Genomic DNA, 20,825 nt, shown 5'->3' with positions numbered 1-20,825 from the left:
GCCACATCCGTGGGGAGAACAATGGGCAGCGGATAGTGACCCCGCACGAGCACCGCCGAGGAGTACCGATGACGACGAACAACGACGAGGTCGACATCAAGCCGCGCAGCCGCGACGTGACCGACGGGCTGGAGCGTTCCGCCGCGCGCGGCATGCTCCGCGCCATCGGCATGTCCGACGAGGACTTCACCAAGCCGCAGATCGGCGTGGCCTCGTCATGGAACGAGATCACCCCCTGCAACCTCTCCCTCGACCGGCTCGCCAAGGCCTCCAAGGACGGGGTGTATGCCGCGGGCGGCTACCCGATGGAGTTCGGCACGATCTCCGTCTCCGACGGCATTTCCATGGGCCACGAGGGAATGCACTTCTCGCTGGTCTCGCGCGAGATCATCGCCGATAGCGTCGAGACCGTGATGAGCGCGGAACGCCTCGATGGCTCGGTGCTGCTCGCGGGGTGCGATAAGTCGCTGCCGGGCATGCTGATGGCTGCTGCCCGCCTCGAGCTCGCCTCGGTGTTCCTCTATGCCGGGTCGATCCTGCCAGGCTGGGTGAAGCTCTCCGACGGCACGGAGAAGGAAGTCACGATCATCGACGCCTTCGAGGCCGTCGGCGCCTGCTCGCGCGGCCTGATGAGCCGCGAGGACGTCGACGCCATCGAGCGGGCCATCTGCCCCGGCGAGGGCGCCTGCGGCGGCATGTACACCGCCAACACCATGGCCAGCGCCGCCGAGGCGATGGGCATGTCACTGCCTGGCAGCGCCGCGCCGCCAGCGACCGATCGGCGCCGGGATGGCTTCGCCCGCAAGTCAGGCGAGGCGGTGGTGAACATGCTGCGCCGCGGCATCACCACCAAGGACATCCTCACCAAGGAAGCGCTCGAGAACTCCATCGCCGTGGTCATGGCGCTCGGTGGCTCCACCAACGCCGTGCTGCACTTGCTCGCCATCGCCAACGAGGCCCAGGTGGAGCTCACCCTCGACGACTTCGCGCGCATCGGGCGCAAGGTCCCCCACCTCGCCGACGTGAAGCCCTTCGGCCAGTACGTCATGACTGATATCGACAAGATCGGCGGCGTGCCCGTCGTGATGAAGGCCCTGCTCGACGCGGGCCTGCTGCACGGGGATTGCCTCACCGTCACCGGCGAGACCGTGGCGGAGAACCTCGCTGGGATCCGTCCGCCAGACCCGGATGGCAAGGTGCTCCGCGCTCTCGGCAAGCCCATCCATCCCACCGGTGGCATCACCATCCTCCACGGCTCCCTCGCGCCGGGCGGCGCTGTCGTCAAGTCCGCCGGGTTCGATACCGACGTCTTCGTCGGGACAGCGCGCGTGTTCGAGCGCGAGCGTGCCGCCCTCGACGCGCTCGAGGACGGCACGATCACCGCCGGCGATGTCGTCGTGATCCGCTACGAGGGACCCAAGGGCGGGCCCGGCATGCGGGAGATGCTCGCGATCACCGGTGCCATCAAGGGCGCCGGGCTCGGCAAGGATGTCCTGCTCATTACCGATGGCCGGTTCTCCGGGGGCACCACCGGGCTCTGCGTGGGCCACATCGCCCCCGAGTCCGTGGATGCTGGCCCGATCGCGTTCGTGCAGGACGGTGACGAGATCCGCCTCGACGTGGCCAACGGTCACCTCGACCTGATGGTCGACGAGGCCGAGCTCGCCCGGCGGCAGGAAGGCTGGGCGCCGCTGCCGCCGCGCTACGAGCGTGGCGTGCTCGCCAAGTACGCCAAGCTGGTGGGCCCGGCATCCAACGGGGCGGTGTGCGGCTAGTATTCGAGCTGCACACCTATCGACATTGCCGGGAACCCGGTGCAAATCCGGGGCGGTCGCGCCACTGTGACCTCGCTGCCAGCCACGCTGGTCATGCGAGGGAGCCCAGACCTCGGCAATGGCGGTCACCATCCGCAATTGGGACGCGACGATCCCAGGAGGAACACATGACCATCCAGTCCGCACCCCGCGCCAGCGCCCATTCGGTGCGCGCCGCGCTGCTCGCCCTCGCCATCATGGCTGGCGCCGCCCTCGTGCTCTACATCGTTGCCTTCGAGCAAGGTGCCCTCACCGGCACCGGGATGCTCATGCACGAGCTGATGCACGATGGCCGCCACCTGATGGGCGTGCCATGCCACTGACCGGCCAAACGACCGTCCAGGGTGCTGCTCCAGCGAGTCGCCCGCTCGAGGGAACGCTCGGCTCCCTCGTCCTCCGCGGGCTGGCTGCTGGCGTGATCGCTGGGATCGCTGCGGGCGCGGTGGGGTTCCTCCTCGGCGAGCCGCTGATCGATGCGGCCATCGCCATCGAGGAGGCCGCTGCTCACGGGGACGGCCATACCCACGATCATGGCGACGATGCCCTGATCAGCCGCGCTGGGCAGAAGCTCGGCCTGTTCCTCACCACCACGCTGGTCGGCATGGCGCTTGGTGCCATCGTCGCCGTGATCGCCCACCATGCCCGTCGCCGCGTCACCCTGAGCGGCCCGGCGCTCGTGCTCGCCATCGCGGGATGCGGCTGGCTCGCGCTCGAGGCAGTGCCGTTCTTCAAGTACCCCGCCAACCCTCCTGCCGTGGGTGACCCAGCGACGATCACCGAGCGGACGCTGCTGTGGTGCGGGATCGTCCTCGTGGGGCTTGTTGCCATCGGCGCGGGAATCCTCGCCCGCTCCTGGGTACCAGCGCGGACCGGGAGCGAGCTGCGCGCCCTGGCATCGATCGCGGCGTTCCTCACCGTGGTGGCCACTGGTTATCTCGTGCTGCCCGGCGTCGACGAGGTGGGCGCCGACTTCCCCGCGAGCCTGCTGTGGGATTTCCGGATGGCCTCCCTGCTCGTCCAGGGGACATTGTGGCTGGCTCTCGGTGCAGCGTTCGCGCTGCTCAGCGAGCGGGCCGCGCGTCGAATGGCACTGGGCTAGTTCTGCGGGCGCGCGGTGTGGCTCGTGGCGCGGGCGCGCTCCTGCGCCAGCGTGCGGCAAAAGCACCGGAAACCGTCAAACGCGATAGAAGCTGACCTGGGATTTCCGCCGCTTCTATCGCGTTTGCGGTGGCGGGGACAGGGCGTCCACGGCGCAAGCGATTGGATGCGCGGCCGCACCACCCCCGGTACTGTGAACCATGTCACAGCATTCTCGAGGATGGGGAGCACCCCGATGATCGCACGCCGCGCCACGAGCCTCCTGATCGCGTTCCTCGCCGCCATCGCGACCCTCGCGGGCGTCCCCGCCATCAGTTCCGCGCAAGCACCACCGACCGTGGTGCTCGTCCACGGAGCTTTCTCCGACAAGACCAGCTGGGCGGCCGTGGAGGATGCACTACGCGATTCCGGCTACCGCACGGTCGCGGTCAACAATCCCCTGCGAGGCCCGGCGCATGACACTGCCGCGCTCAATGCGGTCCTCGACACCATCGACGGTCCCGTCGTGCTCGCCGGGCACTCCTACGGCGGAGTTGTCATCACCAACACCACCCATCCCAGCGTCGAGGCACTCGTCTACGTGGCGGGCATCGCGCCGGCGCCCGGGGAGCCCGCGCAGCTCACGATCGATCCGCTCCGATACCCCGAGGGCAAGCTCCTGCCTCCCGTCGTGCAGCCCCGCGTCGTTTCCGACGACACCAACCTGCTCGGCGCCAACATCGATCTCGTCATCGACCCGGACCGGTTCCGCGAGGCATTTGCCGCCGACCTGCCCGAGCAGCAAGCACGCGAGCTCGCCGAGAACCAGCGATCATTCGCGCTCACCGCGAACCTCGAGCCCGTCACCCACGCTGCCTGGCAGACGACGCCCAGCTGGTATGTGATCCCCAGGCAGGACATGGCAGTGCCCACCCGCGCCCAGCGCGTCATGGCCGAGCGGGCAGGCGCTACGGTCACGGAGGTCGATGGCGCGCACGCGATACACATCTCCCGCCCCGACGTTGTCGCCGGGACGATCATGGATGCGGTCCGCAGCACCCGCTGACCGCTCCTCGCGGCAGCGAGCTGGTAGCGCCCGGGACTCCCGGCCGGCTCGTGTCTCCTCGGCGGCTTGAGTCTCCTCGGCGGCGGTGCGCGGCAAAAGCACCGGAAACCGTCAAACGCGATAGAAGCTGACCTGGGATTTTCGCCGCTTCTATCGCGTTTGCGGTGGCGGGGACGCGGCACCGCCTGGTCCGCGGCACCTATCCGGACTGATCCCGCACGTCGTCGTCGCCGAGCTCGGCGCGGTACCGCTCGTTGAGCTCTTCCTGCGTGGGTACCTCCAGCACGCGGGGCGAGTCCATCCACTCCCGCAGCACGCGCGTGGCCCAGACATCGTCCTCGTTGTAGCGCAGGATTCGTTGCTGCTGGGAAAGCTCCGGAGAGCCGCCCTCGAAGGCAACGGCATCGCGGTACCAGCTCATCGATGCCTCGCCGCTGGCCTCCGCGTCGTGCCAGGTGAATCCCGCGACGGGGGCAACCTTCTTCAGGCCTCGGCCGTGCGGGCACAGGAATTGCTCCTGCACGGCGTCGAGCATGTCGACCCATTCGTCGGACTCGATGAAGCGGGTGACCTCCGCGACCGAGGGCATGCCGTTCATGCCGCGGAAGCGCTGCGCGGATTCCAGCAGCCAGCGGTTCTCGGCGTTCTTGGAGTAGCAGTAGGCCGCGAACGTCAGGCCTCGCTGCGCGGCATCGCGCCGGATGCCGGTCAGCCAGTCCCAGAACTCCGCGAAGATGCGGCCCTCATCGCGGGTGGGCAGCGGCTCCCAGGTGACGAATGGCCGGTAGCGTGGTTCGCTCCCCTGCTCGGTGAGCAACGTTCCCCAGAGGTAGGCACCGTGGTCCTGGTAGCTCTCCATGTCGATATCTACCTCGATGTCCGCGCGCTGGACCTGTGGCCGCTCGACCATCCTGATCAGCGGGACCTCATGAAGCCAGGCCCGGGCGAATACCTGGACATGCTCGAACGGCACTCCATGCCATGCCACGGGCGTGCTCGCGCGCGTGCTAGCGAGCTCATCGACGGTGCGGATGCCCCCCTCGCGCAGGATCGTGGCCTGAGCGCCGTTGACCACGAGTGAGACGTCGTGGTGCTCCTCGAGCTCGGTCTTGCAGTGCGGCCACCACTCGCACATCTTGCATTCCCCCACGCGGTCCGGGGAGGTGGGGGCCTGTCCGGTGACGATTTCGCGGCGATCGGCGAGCCGCAGGTCGTACTCGGCCAGCACGCTGCGGCCGTATCCGGGGGACTCGCGGGCGAGATCGTGGACGAGGATGCAGTCCGCCTCGTAGCCGATGACTCCACCGACCGCGCGTGGCGCGGCGAGCCCGAGTGATTCGAGGATGCGGTACAGGTGCGCGAGCCGGAACGGGTCGCGAGGCTGGCTGCGGATCCTGCGGCGGGGGTCAGGTCGCGGATCGAACCCGGTAACCGGTGAGGTCATCGCGCCACGACCAGGGTCGGTGACCTTGTGGTTGACGACGATGATGGGGATGTATCCCGTGCCGCTGTCATCCCTGACCAGCAGTTCGGCCGCGCCACGGCGACCATTCTCGTCGACGGGCAGCACGGCGCCCCAGATCCAGTGGAAGCCTGCCTCGCATGCGGCGAGGGTGTCGCTGGCGCGATCGCGCATCGATTGATCAGGATCGATGGTGGTCCAGCCCTGGTGATGATGGGCAGCCATCATCTCGCGAACGGCTCGCCGGTGCAGCGCGGCGGCCTCCCGCCGCTGAACGGCCCCTGCTGGCACCGGGCGCCGAGCGAATTCGTTCATTCCCGCACGAGCAGCGGTGGCGTCAAGGTGTACTCGGTGGCGGCATCGGGAAACAACACTCGCATCAAGCAGGACGCGGACACCAGACTGCGGGTTCACGATGACGAACCCTATTCCCTGTCCTAGGGTAGAAGCGAATATGGTCACTGATCGTCCACCGGCGAGCACCACGGATCACGCCGCCATGAGGGAGGAAACTCGAATGGGTTTGTTCAGCAAGAAACCCAGTCGCGCAACACGCAAGGCGGAGGCCAAGGCTCTCAAGGCCAAGGCCAAGACCGAGGCACGGCTGGCCGCGCGCAATGATTCCCGCAACTCCGCACGGGCCATGAAGCTCGAGCGCAAGCTGGCCAAGCAGGATGACAAGGCGCGCAAGCGCGCCGAAAAGGCCCAGATGAAGGTTTCCGAGAATGATCTCAAGATCGCCGAGCAGAATGCCAGGGCTGCTGCGGAAGGGAAGCTGACGGTGAACCGTGCCAAGCGGATGGTGGGCGTGACCAGGATCCTCGCTCCCGTCCTCGTTCCCGTGGTGTATCGCGGCGTGACCACGGCCCGCGGCTATCTCGACACCCGTCGTGCTCGCAACTACGGGGTTCCGGTGGAGGAGCTCGGCAAGTTCACCGGCTACGGCGCGAAGCTTGGCGCCCGGATCTCTGGCGCCGAAGCCTCTACGCGGGAAGTCCATGAGCGTGATCCCAAGAACGCTGAGGTCAAGCAGTTCACCGGGGCCATCAAGACGCGGCTCGATGAGCTGAATACCGCCGTGCGGGCCGCCGAGCGGATGGCTCCTGCCCGCCGTCGAGCAGCTCACCAGGCCATCGCTACCGAGCTCGACGGTATCGAGGCGGACCTGCTTGCCCGGCTAGGCGTCCGGTAGTACTTCCCGCGCGTTGCCACCTTCTCCAGGGCTGTGACGTGGCGCGCCACCCTGCGGCGTGGTAACCAGGATTGAGCTTGCGCCTTGCTTGCCTGGCCCCGCCGCGGGGCACGGTGCCACATGGTTCTCCAGGGAAGGATCCGATGCATTCCACCCGTTCCGCTCTCTCGCTGCGCGCCGTCGGCGCGATGCTCGCTGCGCTGCTGTGCTTAGGCGTGGTCATGCCGGCGGCCGCCTCCGCCCATGCCGCGCTGGTCGAGTCCGATCCTGCTTCCGGCGCGAGCCTTGATGCCTCGCCCGAGCAAGTGCGGGTGACGTTCAATGAGCCGCTTCAGGAGGCGTTCGCCGCGGTCACGGTCACGGGCCCGGAAGGAGCGCGGTGGTCGCTCGATGATGTGCGGGTCGAGGGATCCTCGGCATTCGTCTCCGTGCGCGATCTCGGGCCTTCCGGCACCTACACGATCGCCTACCGCGTCATTTCCGCCGATAGCCACCCTGTGAGCGGCACTGTCGAGTTCACGTTCACCGGCAACGGCTCCGGCAACAGCTCTGGCGACAGTTCTGGCGACAGCGACAGCACCGGCGACGGCACCGGGGCAGGATCCTCGGAGCCGGCGCAGGACAGCGATGCCTCGAGCGGATTGCCCGACAGTGGCGACCCCGATGCTGATGATTCCTCCATGCCCGTCTGGCCATTCCTGATCGGGGCGATCATCGTGCTGCTCATCGGAGTCGGGGTCACGGTGGTCTCGATGACACGGCGGCGCTGACCCCCCATGACGCTTCGGTGACACCCGCTCCCGCGCGGGCAGCGCCACTGCTCGCGGGGCTCGCCGCGGCCACCGTATCGGGTGCCTGCCTGGCCCTGCTGCTCGCTCCGGCCGATCCCGCCGTGCTGGCGGTCGGTACCCGCGCCGCCGCGCTCGGAGCCGGGGTGGCCACGCTCGGCCTGGCCGCCGTGGGTTTCCTGCATCGCTCGAGCGGCGGGCCGGGTCGCGGCAAGGCACGCGCGGCCAGCCTGCACGAGAGGCAGTGGCGCATGCTTCTCGTGGTCGCGCTGGCCTGGATGGTCCTCGCTGCCGCGCAAGCCGTGGCGAGCGCGGCGGACCTGCTCGGGGTGCCGGTGCTCGGATTGAGCCTGGCACAGCTTGGCGAGTATGCAGTGGGCATCTCGGCGGGCCAGGTCTCCCTCGTAGTGCTCGCCTGCACGCTGTTGATCGCCGGGATGGCAATCCTCGCTCAGCGGGGCACCGCCGGTTCCTGGGATGCTCCCGCGTGCGCGATCGCGGCTCTCGCGCTGGTGTGCGGCCCCCTTTCAGGACATGCCATGCACAGCTCAGCAAGCGGGCTTCTCGTGGCGGTGCATGTCCTGGCGGCGGGCTCGTGGTGCGGCGGGCTAGTGGCGATCGCTCTGACCGCGCGCTCCCGATCCGAATGGTCCCATGCGCTCCCCGCATTCTCGCGGCTGGCTTGGTGGTGCGTTCTCGCTCTCGCCGCCAGTGGAGTGGCCGCGGCAGCGCTGGTCCTGCCTGGACCCGCGGCGCTGCCGGGGACGGGCTATGGCCGGATCCTGCTCGCCAAGACCGCGCTGCTGATTGTCCTCTTGGGGCTGGGCTGGCGGGCTCGCGCGAACTGGGTCGGAGCAGCACGCGCGCACCAGCACGAGGCCAGCAGGTCGTTGCGCCGATCGGTAATCGAGGCAGTCGTCATGGCTGTGGCCCTTGGAATCGCGGCGGCCCTCGCGGCCACACCGGTCCCCTTGATGGGCGATATGCCGTGAATCGCCGGCGTGAGGTGCTGCCTTGGCATCGCTGGACTGTTGCTGGCTGTTATCGTCGAGTTACCAGGCTCCACCTGGCCGGACCGGCGTGCCTTGGCCGCGCGGAAACCGGTCCAGCATTTCCGGGACGATGTAAGGACAGTTCATGGCATCAGCATCGCAAGGCTCGCGGCGCGTCACGGCGGTCGTGCTCGTGGGGCTCGGGACGCTCCTGCTCGTCACTGCCTTGCTGCTGCCGCTGTATGCCGTGCCAAAGCTGAAGAAGACACCGCTCGATCTGGAGATCACCACGATCTCGGAGGGAACGGCGTCGATCCTGAACTCGGCCCGGTTCCTCGGTGGCGATCCCGATGCCGTCGAGTCGGACGTCCCCGTGCGCGCGCAGCGCCACACGACGGTGGAGGAGCCGTCGGGCGAGGAACTCGTGACCCTGCAAGCTGGCTTCACCTTGTCGCGCACGGACGAGCAGGGAGCGCGTGGCTTGCTCAACGCCACCATCGACCGGGTGACTATCGACCGGGTCACCGCTATGCCCGTGGATGATCCGCCGGCGTCGTTGCAGGTCACCCGCGAGGGCCCGCCGATGGAACTGCCCCGTGATGGGCTGCAGTACAAGTTCCCGTTCGACGTGCAGCAGCAGTCCTACCCCTATTTCGACCTGACGGCACGCCAGACTTTCGATATCGACTTCGTCGAGGAAACGACCATCAATGGTCTCGATGTCTTCCATTTCCGGCACGAGATCGAGCCCGTGGATCTTTACCGCGCCACCCGCGATGCTTCCAATAGGCTCGGATTGCCCCGGTCCGCCTGGGGGCTCGCGGAAGAGGGCAGCGAGGGCGCCGACGAGGTCGTGTTCATGAACCGCTACTACACGAACATCCGGGACATCTTCGTCGAGCCCGTCACCGGCACGATCGTCGACGGGCAGGAGCAATTGCGCCAATACTACGGCACAGCCCCCGACGACCAGGCCCTCACGGTCCTGAGCTACGACGCCGAGCTCAATGACGCAACAGTGGAGAACCGCGTCGCCGACGCCTCCGCCAACAAGGACCTCGTGCAGCTCAAGACCGGGCCCCTGCCGTTGCCCTGGCTGCTCGGCGGGGCCGGGATCATCGCGCTGGTCGCGGGGATCGTGCTAGGAGTGCGGTCGGGCCGCGAGCCGGAACGCGCCGACGAGAACCTAGAGGATGGCAGTGAGCATGGCACTGACGATGGCACCGGGGAGCATGACGATGACTGGAATTCTCCCAGCCAATACTGATCGGCCAATCACGCATTGATCACGCGCTGGCGCCGGAATATCGCCGATCTGCTGGTACGGCGACGCTGAATACGCGATAGAGTCGAGTCACACCGGTACCCAACACAATGACGGACTGTACAACAGTCCCGTGAAGGAGCGACGCATGGCAGACCCCGAGAACACCACCAACAAGATCGCAGGCGCAGCGAAGGAAGCCACCGGATCCGTCGCCGGTGATGCTTCGCTCAAGGCAGAGGGCCAGACCCAGCAGGCTGCGGCGAACGCCAAGGAATCCGTGAAGAGCGCTGCCGAGGTCGCGCGCGCCAAGGCCAACGATGCTGCCGCACGAGCCAACGAGGTGTCCTCCTCGGTGAAGGAGAAGACTGGCGAGGCCGTCACCAGTGGCCGTGCTGCTGCTGCCGAAGCACGCACCTCGGTCGAGGACAAGGTGGCTGACCTGCGGCGCGCCACGTTCGATTCGCTCTCCGAGCTCGATGAGGCCGACACCCGCAAGGCAGGGGCCGCTGCCGCTGCCGTCGTTGCTGCGATCGTGCTGTTCTTCCTGGTGCGGGCGATCCGCAATCGCTGATCCACGCACTGCTGGCAGGCCACGTGCCCGCCCGGTGAACTGAACGACAATGGCCCCCTCCGCCTTGGCGGAGGGGGCCATTGTCCTGCTAGGGCGGGACTACCCGGCAGGCTCGCGCCGGTCCAGGAGGCCTGGCTCTAGCGTCCCGGGATGAACTTCATCGCCTTGACGCCGTAGGGCAGCGCCTGCGAGAAGTACTTCGAGTCCAGCCAGCTCGGGCCGCCGAGATCCAGGATGCGCTGGACGGCGACGGTCTGCGGCTCGGTGTACTTGAGCAGCCCCTCGGGTCCGTGGCGCCGTCCCATGCCCGAGACGCCCATGCCACCCATCGGTGCGCCCAGGCTGCCCCAGGCGGGGCCATAGCCCTCGTTGACGTTCGCGGTGCCGGAGTTGATGCGCTCCGCGATCTTCTCCCCCTCGCTATCGCTCGACGCCCACACGCTCGCATTCAGCCCGTACTCGGTGTCGTTGGCCATCTCGATGGCTTCCTCGACGTCCTTGACGGAATAGATCGAGACAAGCGGTCCGAAGGTCTCTGTGCGATACACATCCATCTCCGGGGTGACGCCCGCGAGCACCGTCGGCTCGAAGAACAGAGGTCCGAGATCCGGACGAGCCTTGCCACCAGCAACGACCGTCGCGCCCTTCGCGACCGCATCGTCCACGTGTGCCTGCACGTTCTGCACCTGGGACTCCGAGATCAGGCTGCCCATCGCCGAACTGATGGTGTAGTCATTGCTGAGCTCGAGGTTGCGGACCTTCTCGCCGAACGTCTTGACGAAGTCATCCGCCACGGCCTCCTCGACATAGATGCGCTCGATCGAGATGCACAACTGGCCCGAGTTGGAGAAGCACGCGCGCAGCGCCGCCTCGGTGACGTGGTTGATGTTCGCGCCCTTGGTCACGATCATCGGGTTCTTGCCACCCAGCTCGGCGGAGAATCCGATCAACCGGCGACCGCACTGCTCCGCGAGGAGACGGCCGGTGGCCGTGGAACCGGTGAACATGATGTAGTCCGTGGTCTCGACCAGCGCGGTGCCCACCACCGAGCCGGGCCCCGGGACGACCGCGAACAGGTCCTTGGGCAGGCCGGCCTCGTAGAGCAGCTCAGCGACGCCGAGCGCGCAGTAGGGGGTCTGGCTATCCGGCTTGATCACGACGGCGTTGCCAGCGATGATCGCCGGGATCGCGTCCGAGACGGCGAGAGTCATCGGATAGTTCCACGGCGTGATCATCCCCACCACGCCCTTGGGGCGATAGTTGACGGACGTCTTCGTCAATGCGGGGAAGAGTCCCTGAACGCTCTTCTTCTGGAGCAGCTTGGTGGCATTGCGCGCGTAGTAGCGAGCGGTCATCGCGATATCGAGGACCTCCTCGAGGGCCGCGGCGCGTGACTTGCCGGTCTCGGCCTGGGCGAGATCGAGCAGCGTGTCGCGACGGCTGAGCACGAGGTCGTGGTAGCGGTGGAAGATCTTGACCCGCTCGGCGACCGGGACCTTGGCCCATTCCTTCTGCGCGGCGCGGGCACGCTCGACGGCAGCGACAGCATCCTCGGCCGTGCCGACCGGGATCGTCGCGAGCTCGCGACCGGTGAACGTCTCGGTCACCGTACGGGTCTCCCGGTTGGCAGCATCGGGAATCGCCACGAGCTTCGCGAGGCGCGCGAAAGTCTCGGCTGACGGAGCAGGCATCTACTTTCTCCTTGGGTCGGAGATGGATTTGTCGGATCAACTCCAGGTTACTCCGCCCATGTCCGGAATCGGACCCCGCACGGCGCGCTCGACGCGATACGCACCGCTGCGCTGTACTACCGTTGAGGGAATAGTCCTGCCCCAACCGCGAAGGGATGCTCTTGTGAGCAGTGTGGAATTCTCCTCGACCGCCGATCTCGCCGATGAGATCGGCCCCGGCATTCGCAGCTGCGATACCCAGTTCATCCAGTTCGGTGGCCGCACGAAGTTCTCCGGCCCCGTGTCCACCGTCAAGTGCTTCCAGGACAACGCCCTGCTGAAGTCCGTGCTCGGCGAGCCGGGCAACGGTGGCGTTCTGGTGATCGATGGCGATGCGAGCGTGCATACCGCTCTCGTCGGCGATGTGATCGCGGAGCTAGGCCGTGGCAATGGCTGGGCGGGGATCATCATCAACGGCGCGGTCCGCGATTCGGCCATGCTGCGCACCATGGAGATCGGCGTCAAGGCGCTGGGCACGAACCCGCGGAAGTCCACCAAGACCAACGAGGGCGACCGGGATGTGCCGGTCACGATCGGTGGAGTGACCTTCAATCCGGGCGACGTGGTCTACAGCGACGACGATGGCGTGGTCGTCGTGACGCCGTGACACGCCATCATCACGGGCGGCGGGATCATCGCGGGCGGCGGGCACGGTTCGTCTCCCCTCCCCCGGGCGACCACCCTGCCCCTGTGGGCGACCCGGGAATCGTCACGCCGATGGCGCGGCCCACCGCGCGGGAGCGGATCGGCTACGCGTTCGGCCGTGTCCTTCCCCCTCATCTGCATGACTGGGTCGAGCATGACCTCACCGGCCCGGGGGCGACCCGCCGCTACCTCATCCGTGGCCTCCTGCCACTGCTCCCGCTGCTCGCGCTGTTCCTGCTCGTTCCAGGACCGCTATGGGTGATCGGCGCGATGATGATGCTGCTGCTCATCCCGTACGTCTACTTCCTCATCGCCTTGACCTACGTCTACCGGCGGCATCGCTTGATCAGCCATGACCTCGATCCCGGCCTGATGTCACGGCGGGAGCAGGAGCGCAAGGACAGGGAACGCGCCGACTACGAGCGTCGCTTCGGCCACTAGGCCAGGCGGATGCCTAGACTCGTGCTGTGACCAAGTCGGAGAGCCCGGACGCCATCAACGCGGGCCGGCAGCGCCAGGACCGGATCTATCGCGACGGGGTGAGCGGTCGCATGCCAGCCGTGCCGACCGATCCCGCGGGCCTCGAGGAAGCGGCGATGGCGGTCTTGCCGGACAAGGCAGCCGCATACCTGGCCGGGGGCGCGGGCTCCGAGGCCACGATGCGCGCAAATCGATCTGCTTTCGATCGGTGGGCGATCGTGCCGCGGGTGCTGCGCGACGTCTCGGAACGGGATCTCACGGTCGAGCTTTTCGGCAGGAAGCTCCCGGCACCCATCGCGCTCGCGCCGATCGGGGTGCTCGAGCTCGCCCACGAGGAAGCGGACCTTGCCGTGGCCCGCGCCGCCGCCGAGGCCGGTGTGCCCTTCATCTTCTCGAACCAGGCGTCGGTGCCGATGGAGGACTGTGCTGCCGCGATGGGCAGCGCGCCGCGCTGGTTCCAGCTGTACTGGAGCACCGAGGACGAGCTCGTGCACAGCTTCATCCGCCGCGCCGAGGATTGCGGAGCCGAGGCACTGGTCATCACGCTCGACACAACGATGCTGGGGTGGCGCCCCCGCGATCTGAACTGGGGATCGCTGCCCTTCAGCCAGGGCCAGGGAATCGCCCAGTACACCAGCGATCCCGTGTTCGCCCGGATCGTGCGCAACCGCATCCTCAACGAGCCCGTGGGCAAGCCAGACGTGCGGCTCACCCGCGACACCGTGCGCACGCTCGTCAGCATGACGCAGCACTATCCGGGACGGTTCCTGCCGAACCTGCTCTCGGCGCAGCCCCGCGCAGCGGTGGAGACGTTCCTGCGCATCTACTCCCGGCCGTCGCTGACATGGGATGACATCGCCGCGGCGCGGGAGCTGACGCGCCTGCCGATCGTGCTCAAAGGCATCCTCCACCCCGACGATGCGCGCCGTGCCGCTGACCTTGGCGTCGATGGCGTCGTAGTAAGCAACCACGGTGGCCGACAGATCGATGGCGGGATCGCGAGCCTCGACGCCTTGCCCGCGGTGAAGGCCGCAGCGGGAGACATGCGGGTCATGCTTGATAGCGGCGTGCGCACTGGCGCGGACATCCTCAAGGCGATCGCGCTCGGCGCCGACCTCGTGCTCATCGGTCGGCCATACGCCTGGGGCCTCGCCCTCGCCGGCAGCGATGGTGTTTCGGAGGTGATCGGAAACCTGCGGGCCGAGCTTGACCTGACCATGGGGCTGAGCGGCCTGCGGAGCATCAGCGAGATCACCCCCGAGGCTCTCTTTCCCCAGGCGTAGACACGCGAGCCGCTCGCTCCTCGGCCGCGAGCTCCCCGGCCGCAAGCTCCTCGGCCGCAAACGCGATAGAACCCGCGGCCGAACCCGTGTTTTTTCTATCGCGTTTGACGGTTTCCCGTGCTTTTGCCAGTGCGAGGGGCAGCGGAGGCTGACGCCGGCGCCGGCGCAGCGCCGCGGCACCCCAAGCGGCATGAACCAGCGAGGGCCCCGGGCATGATGTGCCCGGGGCCCTCTTTGTGCTGGAGATGTCAGCGCATCGGCATGGTGGTCGTCTTGACCGGTGCAGGGAGCGCGGTGCTGCCCTCGAGGTACTGGTCGACCGCGGAGGCGCAGGCTCGTCCTTCGGCGATGGCCCAGACGATGAGTGACTGGCCGCGGCCCATGTCGCCGGCGACGAACACGCCGGGAACAGTGGAGCCCCAGTTGGAGTCGCGGGACACATTGCCACGATCGGTGTAGTCGACGCCGAGCTTGTCGAGCAGACCCTCCTTCTCGGGACCGACGAAGCCCATCGCGAGGAAGACGAGGTCAGCCTCGAGCTCGAAGTCGCTGTCCTCGACCTTCTGGAAGCGACCGTCGACCATCTTCACCTCGTGCGCGCGCAGGCCGGTGAGCTTGCCGTCCTTGCCGAGGAACTCCTCGGTGTTGACGGAGTAGACGCGCTCGCCACCTTCCTCGTGCGCCGAGGAGACCCGGTAGATCATCGGGTAGGTCGGCCATGGGTTCGCGTCGGGACGCTCCTCCGGTGGCCGCGGCATGATCTCGAACTGGTGCACGATCTCGGCGCCCTGGCGGAGCGAGGTGCCGAGGCAGTCGGCACCGGTATCGCCACCACCGATGATGACGACCTTCTTGCCCTTCGCGGAGATCGTGGGCTCGTCGATGTCACCGAACTGCACGCGGTTGGAGATGGGGAGGTACTCCATCGCCTGGTAGACGCCTTCGTTCTCGCGCCCCGGGATGGGGAGGTCGCGCCACTGTGTGGCGCCTCCGGCGAGAACGACCGCGTCGAAGTCGCTATGCAGCTGCTCGACGGGCAGGTCCACGCCGACATTGACCCCGGTGCGGAAGATGGTGCCCTCGGCCTCCATCTGGGCGATGCGCCGGTCGATGTGGCGCTTCTCCATCTTGAACTCGGGGATGCCGTAGCGGAGCAGGCCACCGATGCGGTCAGCGCGCTCGTACACCGTCACCGCATGCCCCGCACGGGTGAGCTGCTGCGCCGCCGCGAGGCCAGCCGGCCCGGAGCCGACCACAGCGACATACTTGCCAGTGGTGTGGCGCGGATGAACCGGCTCGACCCAGCCCTGCTCGAAAGCGTGGTCGATGATCTCGACCTCGACCTGCTTGATGGTGACCGCTGGCTCGTTGATGCCGAGCACGCAGGCTGCCTCGCAGGGCGCGGGGCACAGGCGCCCGGTGAACTCCGGGAAGTTGTTGGTGGCGTGAAGCCGATCGATCGCTTCCTTCCACCGGTCCTTGTACACGAGGTCGTTCCACTCGGGAATGATGTTCCCGAGCGGGCAGCCCTCGTGGCAGAACGGGATGCCGCAGTCCATGCAGCGGCCGGCCTGTGTCTGCAGGAGGTTCTTGTCGAATGGCTCGTATACCTCATGCCAGTCCAGCAAGCGAAGCGCGACTGGCCGCCGGACGGGAAGTTCCCGGCCGTGCTTGAGGAAGCCTCTTGGATCACCCACGAGCGGCCTCCATGATTGCTTCGTTCACGTCGTGTCCCATCCTCTTGGCGGTCTCGATTGCCTGAAGGACCTTCTTGTAGTCGCGCGGCATCACCTTGACGAAGTGGGTGATCTCATGCGACCAGTTTTTCAGGATTCCCTCGGCAACCGTGGAGCCGGTGTATTCGTGGTGCCGCTCGATGGTGTCGTACAGCCACTTGTTGTCATCGGCGTCGAGATCCTCGACATCGACCATCTCGCGGTTGACGTCGTCCTCGAACACCTTGTTCGGGTTGTAGACGTAGGCGACGCCGCCGGACATGCCTGCTCCGAAGTTGCGCCCGGTCTTGCCGAGGATGACGGCATGGCCGCCGGTCATGTACTCGCAGGCGTGATCGCCGACGCCCTCGACAACAGCGGTGGCGCCGGAGTTACGGACGCAGAAGCGCTCGCCAACGATGCCACGCAGGAAAACCTCGCCCTTGGTGGCGCCGTAGAGGATGACGTTGCCGCCGATGATGTTCTCCTCGGCGACGAAGTCGCTGGGAGCCTGCGCGCTGGGCCGCACGATGATCTTGCCGCCCGACAAGCCCTTGCCGATGTAGTCGTTGGAGTCACCGTTCAGCTTCAGCGTGATGCCCTTGGGCACGTAGGCGCCGAAGCTGTTTCCGGCCGATCCGGTGAGGGTGATCGAGATGGTGTCGTCGGGCAGGCCCTCGCCGCCGTACCGCTTGGTGACCTCGTGGCCGAGCATCGTGCCCACGGTCCGGTTGACGTTGGTGATCTTGGTGTCGATCGTGACCGGAGTACCGTCCTCCAGCGCAGCCTTCGCCTGCTCGATCAGGGTGTTGTCGAGCGCCTTGTCGAGGCCATGATCCTGGACCTGGGTCTGGCGCAGGGCCTGGCCCTCGAAGAACGACTCGGCCTGCACGAGGATCGGGCTGAGGTCGAGCTTGTTGGCCTTCCAGTGGTCGATCGCTTGGGTGAGATCGAGCATCTGGACCTGGCCGACGGCCTCGTCGATGCTGCGGAACCCGAGCGCGGCGAGGTACTCGCGCACCTCCTCGGCGATGTAGCGGAAGAAGTTCTCGACGAACTCGGCCTTGCCGATGAACTTCTTGCGCAGGGCCGGGTTCTGGGTCGCGATGCCCACCGGGCAGGTGTCGAGGTGGCAGACACGCATCATGATGCAGCCGGACACAACGAGCGGAGCGGTGGCGAAGCCATACTCCTCGGCACCGAGGAGGGCGGCGATGATGACATCGCGGCCGGTCTTCATCTGGCCATCGACCTGGACGACGATGCGGTCGCGCAGGCCGTTCATGATCAGGGTCTGCTGGGTCTCGGCGAGGCCGAGCTCCCAGGGCGCCCCGGCATGCTTGAGGGAGGTCAGCGGCGAGGCGCCGGTGCCACCATCATGGCCGGAGATGAGCACGACATCGGCGTGCGCCTTGGAGACGCCGGCGGCGATGGTGCCCACACCGATCTCCGAGACGAGCTTGACGTGGATGCGAGCGCCAGGGTTGGCGTTCTTCAGATCGTGGATGAGCTGCGCGAGATCCTCGATCGAGTAGATGTCGTGGTGCGGGGGCGGCGAGATCAGTCCCACGCCCGGGGTGGAGTGGCGCACCTCGGCGACCCAGGGGTACACCTTGTGGCCGGGCAGCTGCCCGCCCTCTCCTGGCTTGGCGCCCTGGGCCATCTTGATCTGGATGTCGGTGCAGTTGGTCAGGTAGTGCGAGGTGACGCCGAAGCGGCCCGAGGCTACCTGCTTGATCGCCGAGCGGCGCCAGTCGCCGTTCTCGTCCGGGGTGAAGCGACTGACATCCTCGCCGCCCTCGCCGGAGTTGGAGCGGCCACCGAGGCGGTTCATGGCGATGGCCAGGGTCTCGTGAGCCTCGGCCGAGATGGAGCCGTAGCTCATGGCACCGGTGTTGAACCTCTTGACGATTTCCTCGACGGACTCGACCTCGTCGATCGGGACCGGCTCGCGGACGCCCTCGCGCATCTTGAACAGGCCACGCAGCGAGGCGAGCCGCGCGCTCTGGTCGTCAATGAGGTTGGTGTACTCCTTGAAGACCTTGTACTGGCCGGTCCGCGTGGCGTGCTGGAGCTTGAACACCGTTTCCGGGTTGAACAGGTGGTACTCGCCCTCGCGGCGCCACTGGTACTCGCCGCCGATCTCGAGCTCGCGGTGCGCGCGCTCCTCGGGCCGGTCGAGGTAGGCCATGGCGTGACGACGGCGCACGCTCTCGGCGATCTCGTCGAGCCCGATTCCCTCGATGGCGCACTTGGTGCCGGTGAAGTACTCGTCGAGAAGCTCCTGCGACATGCCGATGCAGTCAAAGAGCTGCGCGCCGGTGTAGGACGACAGCGTGGAGATGCCCATCTTGGACATGACCTTCAGCACGCCCTTGCCCGCGGCCTTCATGTAGTTCTTCACCGCGGACTCGAAGTCGAAGCCATTGAGCTGGCGGCGCTCGACAAGATCCTCGATGGTCTCGAAGGCCATGTACGGGTTGATCGCGGCTGCGCCATAGCCGATGAGCAGCGCCATGTGGTGCACCTCGCGGGCGTCACCGGTCTCGACGATCAGGCCGATCTTGGTGCGGGTCTTCTCCCGGACGAGGTGGTGGTGGATCGCCGAGGTCATCAGCAGCGCCGGGATGGGCGCGTAGTACTCGTTGGAGTTGCGATCCGACAGCACGATGATGCGCGCGCCGCCCTCGATGGCGTCGGATGCCTGCCGACGCATCTCCGCGAGCGCCTTGCGCAGCCCCTCGCCACCCTCGGAGACCTTGAACAAGCCAGAGATCACCACGGAGCGGAACTCGGGCAGGTTGCCGTCATCGTTGGCGTGGATGAGCTTGGCGAGATCATCGTTGTCGAGGATCGGCTGCGGCAGCAGGATGTGCCGGCAGGATGCCTCTGTGGGGTTGAGCACGTCGCCCTCGGGTCCGATGGTCCCGCCGAGGCTGGTGACGAGCTCCTCGCGGATCGCGTCGAGCGGCGGGTTGGTGACCTGGGCGAACAGTTGCTGGAAGTAGTCGTAGATCAACCGTGGCCGCGCCGAGAGAACGGCGATCGGAGTGTCGGTCCCCATGGAGCCGATGGCTTCGGCGCCGGTGCGCGCCATCGGCGAGAGGAGGATGTTCACTTCCTCCTGGGTGTACCCGAAGACACGCTGGCGCAGGAGCACCCGCTTGTGCGGCATGTGCACGTGCACCCGCTTGGGGAGCTTGTCGAGCGGCAGCAGGCCCTTGTCCAGCCATTCCTGGTAGGGCTGCAGCGCGGCCAGCTCGGACTTGATCTCGTCGTCGCTGACGATGCGACCCTCGTTGGTGTCGACGAGGAACATGCGGCCCGGCTGCAGGCGCATGCGCTTGACCACCTTGGCGGGGTCGATGTCGAGGACTCCGACCTCCGAGGCCATGACGACGAGGCCGTCGTCGGTGACCCAGATCCGGGAGGGGCGCAGGCCATTGCGGTCGAGCACCGCGCCCACGAGCGAGCCATCGGTGAAGCACACCGATGCCGGGCCGTCCCAGGGCTCCATGAGCGTGGAGTGGTATTGGTAGAACGCGCGGCGCGCGGGATCCATGGTCTCGTGGCGCTCCCACGCCTCGGGGATCATCATCAGCACGGCGTGCGGCAGTTCCCGTCCACCGAGGTGCAGCAGCTCGAGCACCTCGTCGAAGCGGGCAGTATCGGAGGCGCCACGAGTGGCGACGGGAAAGATCTTCTCGAGGGCGCCCTCGCCGAAGATGTCGGTCTTGATGAGCGCCTCGCGGGCACGCATCCAGTTCTCGTTGCCGTTGACGGTGTTGATCTCACCGTTGTGGGCGACGAGCCGGAACGGATGCGCGAGCGGCCACGAGGGGAACGTGTTCGTGGAGAAGCGGGAGTGCACGATGCCGAGCGCGCTCTCGACGCGATCATCCTGCAGATCGAGGTAGAGCTCCTTGAGCTGCGGGGTGGTGAGCATGCCCTTGTAGACGATGGTGCGCGGGGACAGGCTCGGGAAGTACACCGTCTCCTGGCCGGGGCCGTCCTCGCCGGGCCCCTCCTGGCCGAGCTCGTGCTCGGCGCGCTTGCGCAGCACGTACACGCGGCGCTCGAGATCGAGGCCGCTGAGGGAAGCGTCAGGGGAGCTGATGAACGGCTGCCAGAAGGATGGCATGGCGTCGCGCGCCATCCTGCCAAGGCCGGAGGCGTCCACGGGGACCTCGCGCCAGCCCAGGATCTCCAGGCCCTCGCTGGTGGCGAGCTTCTCGAACGCGGTGCGTGCCTTCTTGGCGGCCCAAGCGCCCTGCGGGAAGAACCCGACACCAGTGGCGTAGGCACCTTCCTCGGGCAGCGTGAAGTCAACTACCTCGCGGTAGAACCTGTCGGGAACCTGGATGAGGATGCCCGCTCCGTCGCCACTGTTGGGCTCGGAGCCAGCGGCACCGCGATGCTCGAGGTTGAGCAGGGCGGTGATCGCCTTGTCGACGATGTCGCGGCTGCGCCGACCGTGCATGTCGACGACGAACGCCACACCACACGAGTCGTGCTCATGAGCGGGGTCATATAGGCCGTTCCGGCCGGGCATCTTCTTCATAGGTCGCTTTCGCGGCTGGGATGACGGTCAATGTCTCGCGGTGCAGGATCCGGTGGGACCAAGTACCCGAGTGGGACGGACGCTCACACTACGGCGATTGTGGACCGAAGGCGTCAGGTGGCGATGATCCGCAGCCTGTGCTTGCGCGCTCGTCCGTCGAACTGGTTGCTCCGTTGCGCTCA

The 20,825-nt window shown here is 67.1% G+C and carries 16 protein-coding genes and 1 riboswitch; of the genes, 12 read left to right on the top strand and 4 right to left on the bottom strand.

The genetic code is table 11. The features are described 5' to 3' along the window. Positions 1–68: 68 nt before the first annotated feature. From ilvD to QC765_RS08485, 4 genes are all read left to right on the top strand, one after another. Positions 69–1,775, top strand: coding sequence for a dihydroxy-acid dehydratase (ilvD, locus tag QC765_RS08500; RefSeq protein WP_278314007.1), 1,707 nt, complete (start codon positions 69–71; stop codon positions 1,773–1,775). 30 nt (positions 1,776–1,805) lie between these two features. Beyond that, positions 1,806–1,887, top strand: a riboswitch (cobalamin riboswitch). A gap of 55 nt (positions 1,888–1,942) precedes the next feature. After that, positions 1,943–2,137 (top strand): CbtB domain-containing protein, encoded by a 195-nt coding sequence (locus QC765_RS08495; RefSeq protein ID WP_278314006.1) that lies wholly within the window; start codon positions 1,943–1,945, stop codon positions 2,135–2,137. After that, positions 2,128–2,913, top strand: coding sequence for a CbtA family protein (locus QC765_RS08490; protein ID WP_278314005.1), 786 nt, complete (start codon positions 2,128–2,130; stop codon positions 2,911–2,913). The genes QC765_RS08495 and QC765_RS08490 overlap by 10 nt, the downstream gene beginning before the upstream one ends. A 234-nt stretch (positions 2,914–3,147) precedes the next feature. Then, entirely contained in the window at positions 3,148–3,957 is an 810-nt protein-coding gene (locus tag QC765_RS08485) for an alpha/beta fold hydrolase (protein ID WP_278314004.1), read from the top strand. Between the two features lie 199 nt (positions 3,958–4,156). Here QC765_RS08485 and QC765_RS08480 read toward each other — a convergent pair whose 3' ends face one another. Next, positions 4,157–5,806, bottom strand: coding sequence for a TM0106 family RecB-like putative nuclease (locus QC765_RS08480; protein ID WP_278314059.1), 1,650 nt, complete (start codon positions 5,804–5,806; stop codon positions 4,157–4,159). A 130-nt stretch (positions 5,807–5,936) separates the two neighbouring features. Here QC765_RS08480 and QC765_RS08475 point away from each other — a divergent pair, with 130 nt between their 5' ends. From QC765_RS08475 to QC765_RS08455, 5 genes are all read left to right on the top strand, one after another. Then, the gene (locus QC765_RS08475; RefSeq protein ID WP_278314003.1) at positions 5,937–6,611 is read left to right on the top strand and encodes a DUF6474 family protein; all 675 of its coding nucleotides are present in this window, start codon (positions 5,937–5,939) and stop codon (positions 6,609–6,611) included. A 143-nt stretch (positions 6,612–6,754) separates the two neighbouring features. Then, a complete protein-coding gene (locus QC765_RS08470; RefSeq protein WP_278314002.1) occupies positions 6,755–7,381 on the top strand; it encodes a copper resistance protein CopC in 627 nt (208 codons plus the stop codon). Between the two features lie 17 nt (positions 7,382–7,398). Then, positions 7,399–8,391 carry a CopD family protein gene (locus tag QC765_RS08465; protein ID WP_278314001.1) on the top strand — a complete coding sequence of 331 codons (993 nt, stop codon included), beginning with the start codon at positions 7,399–7,401 and terminating at the stop codon, positions 8,389–8,391. Between the two features lie 145 nt (positions 8,392–8,536). Then, positions 8,537–9,658, top strand: a complete 1,122-nt coding sequence (gene pgfA / locus QC765_RS08460; RefSeq protein ID WP_278314000.1) for a cell envelope lipid trafficking protein PgfA — start codon at positions 8,537–8,539, stop codon at positions 9,656–9,658. 145 nt (positions 9,659–9,803) lie between these two features. Then, complete coding sequence (locus QC765_RS08455; RefSeq protein WP_278313999.1) at positions 9,804–10,229, top strand: CsbD family protein; 426 nt, start codon at positions 9,804–9,806, stop codon at positions 10,227–10,229. 137 nt (positions 10,230–10,366) lie between these two features. Here the strand turns inward: QC765_RS08455 and QC765_RS08450 are convergent, their stop codons facing one another. Continuing rightward, positions 10,367–11,920 (bottom strand): succinic semialdehyde dehydrogenase, encoded by a 1,554-nt coding sequence (locus QC765_RS08450; RefSeq protein WP_278313998.1) that lies wholly within the window; start codon positions 11,918–11,920, stop codon positions 10,367–10,369. Positions 11,921–12,083: 163 nt separating this feature from the next. Here QC765_RS08450 and rraA point away from each other — a divergent pair, with 163 nt between their 5' ends. From rraA to QC765_RS08435, 3 genes are all read left to right on the top strand, one after another. Next, positions 12,084–12,566: a ribonuclease E activity regulator RraA gene (gene rraA / locus QC765_RS08445; RefSeq protein WP_278313997.1), complete on the top strand. Its 483-nt coding sequence runs from the start codon at positions 12,084–12,086 to the stop codon at positions 12,564–12,566. 110 nt (positions 12,567–12,676) lie between these two features. Further along, positions 12,677–13,045 carry a DUF5313 family protein gene (locus QC765_RS08440; protein WP_278314058.1) on the top strand — a complete coding sequence of 123 codons (369 nt, stop codon included), beginning with the start codon at positions 12,677–12,679 and terminating at the stop codon, positions 13,043–13,045. A 26-nt stretch (positions 13,046–13,071) separates the two neighbouring features. Then, complete coding sequence (locus QC765_RS08435; RefSeq protein ID WP_278313996.1) at positions 13,072–14,367, top strand: alpha-hydroxy-acid oxidizing protein; 1,296 nt, start codon at positions 13,072–13,074, stop codon at positions 14,365–14,367. Positions 14,368–14,615: 248 nt separating this feature from the next. On the opposite strand, the gene QC765_RS08430 is transcribed toward QC765_RS08435, so the two are convergent. Both QC765_RS08430 and gltB read right to left on the bottom strand, forming a co-directional pair. Next, a complete protein-coding gene (locus QC765_RS08430; protein WP_278313995.1) occupies positions 14,616–16,064 on the bottom strand; it encodes a glutamate synthase subunit beta in 1,449 nt (482 codons plus the stop codon). Beyond that, complete coding sequence (gltB, locus tag QC765_RS08425; protein WP_278313994.1) at positions 16,057–20,643, bottom strand: glutamate synthase large subunit; 4,587 nt, start codon at positions 20,641–20,643, stop codon at positions 16,057–16,059. Before gltB ends, QC765_RS08430 begins: the two co-directional genes overlap by 8 nt. Between the last annotated feature and the right edge of the window lie 182 nt (positions 20,644–20,825).

It is taken from the genome of Hoyosella levis (genome assembly GCF_026008515.1).
Lineage (GTDB): Bacteria > Actinomycetota > Actinomycetes > Mycobacteriales > Mycobacteriaceae > Lolliginicoccus > Lolliginicoccus levis.
Note: the sequence above shows the minus strand (reverse complement) of the source record. Positions and strands in the feature narration are given on the sequence as shown.

What these genes read in the sequence shown, in the direction of transcription:
- ilvD (WP_278314007.1), top strand. Translation starts at nt 69, where the DNA reads ATGACGACGAACAACGACGAGGTCGACATCAAGCCGCGCAGCCGCGAC.
- QC765_RS08495 (WP_278314006.1), top strand. Translation starts at nt 1,943, where the DNA reads ATGACCATCCAGTCCGCACCCCGCGCCAGCGCCCATTCGGTGCGCGCC.
- QC765_RS08490 (WP_278314005.1), top strand. Translation starts at nt 2,128, where the DNA reads ATGCCACTGACCGGCCAAACGACCGTCCAGGGTGCTGCTCCAGCGAGT.
- QC765_RS08485 (WP_278314004.1), top strand. Translation starts at nt 3,148, where the DNA reads ATGATCGCACGCCGCGCCACGAGCCTCCTGATCGCGTTCCTCGCCGCC.
- QC765_RS08475 (WP_278314003.1), top strand. Translation starts at nt 5,937, where the DNA reads ATGGGTTTGTTCAGCAAGAAACCCAGTCGCGCAACACGCAAGGCGGAG.
- QC765_RS08470 (WP_278314002.1), top strand. Translation starts at nt 6,755, where the DNA reads ATGCATTCCACCCGTTCCGCTCTCTCGCTGCGCGCCGTCGGCGCGATG.
- pgfA (WP_278314000.1), top strand. Translation starts at nt 8,537, where the DNA reads ATGGCATCAGCATCGCAAGGCTCGCGGCGCGTCACGGCGGTCGTGCTC.
- QC765_RS08455 (WP_278313999.1), top strand. Translation starts at nt 9,804, where the DNA reads ATGGCAGACCCCGAGAACACCACCAACAAGATCGCAGGCGCAGCGAAG.
- QC765_RS08450 (WP_278313998.1), bottom strand. Translation starts at nt 11,920, where the DNA reads ATGCCTGCTCCGTCAGCCGAGACTTTCGCGCGCCTCGCGAAGCTCGTG.
- QC765_RS08440 (WP_278314058.1), top strand. Translation starts at nt 12,677, where the DNA reads ATGGCGCGGCCCACCGCGCGGGAGCGGATCGGCTACGCGTTCGGCCGT.
- gltB (WP_278313994.1), bottom strand. Translation starts at nt 20,643, where the DNA reads ATGAAGAAGATGCCCGGCCGGAACGGCCTATATGACCCCGCTCATGAG.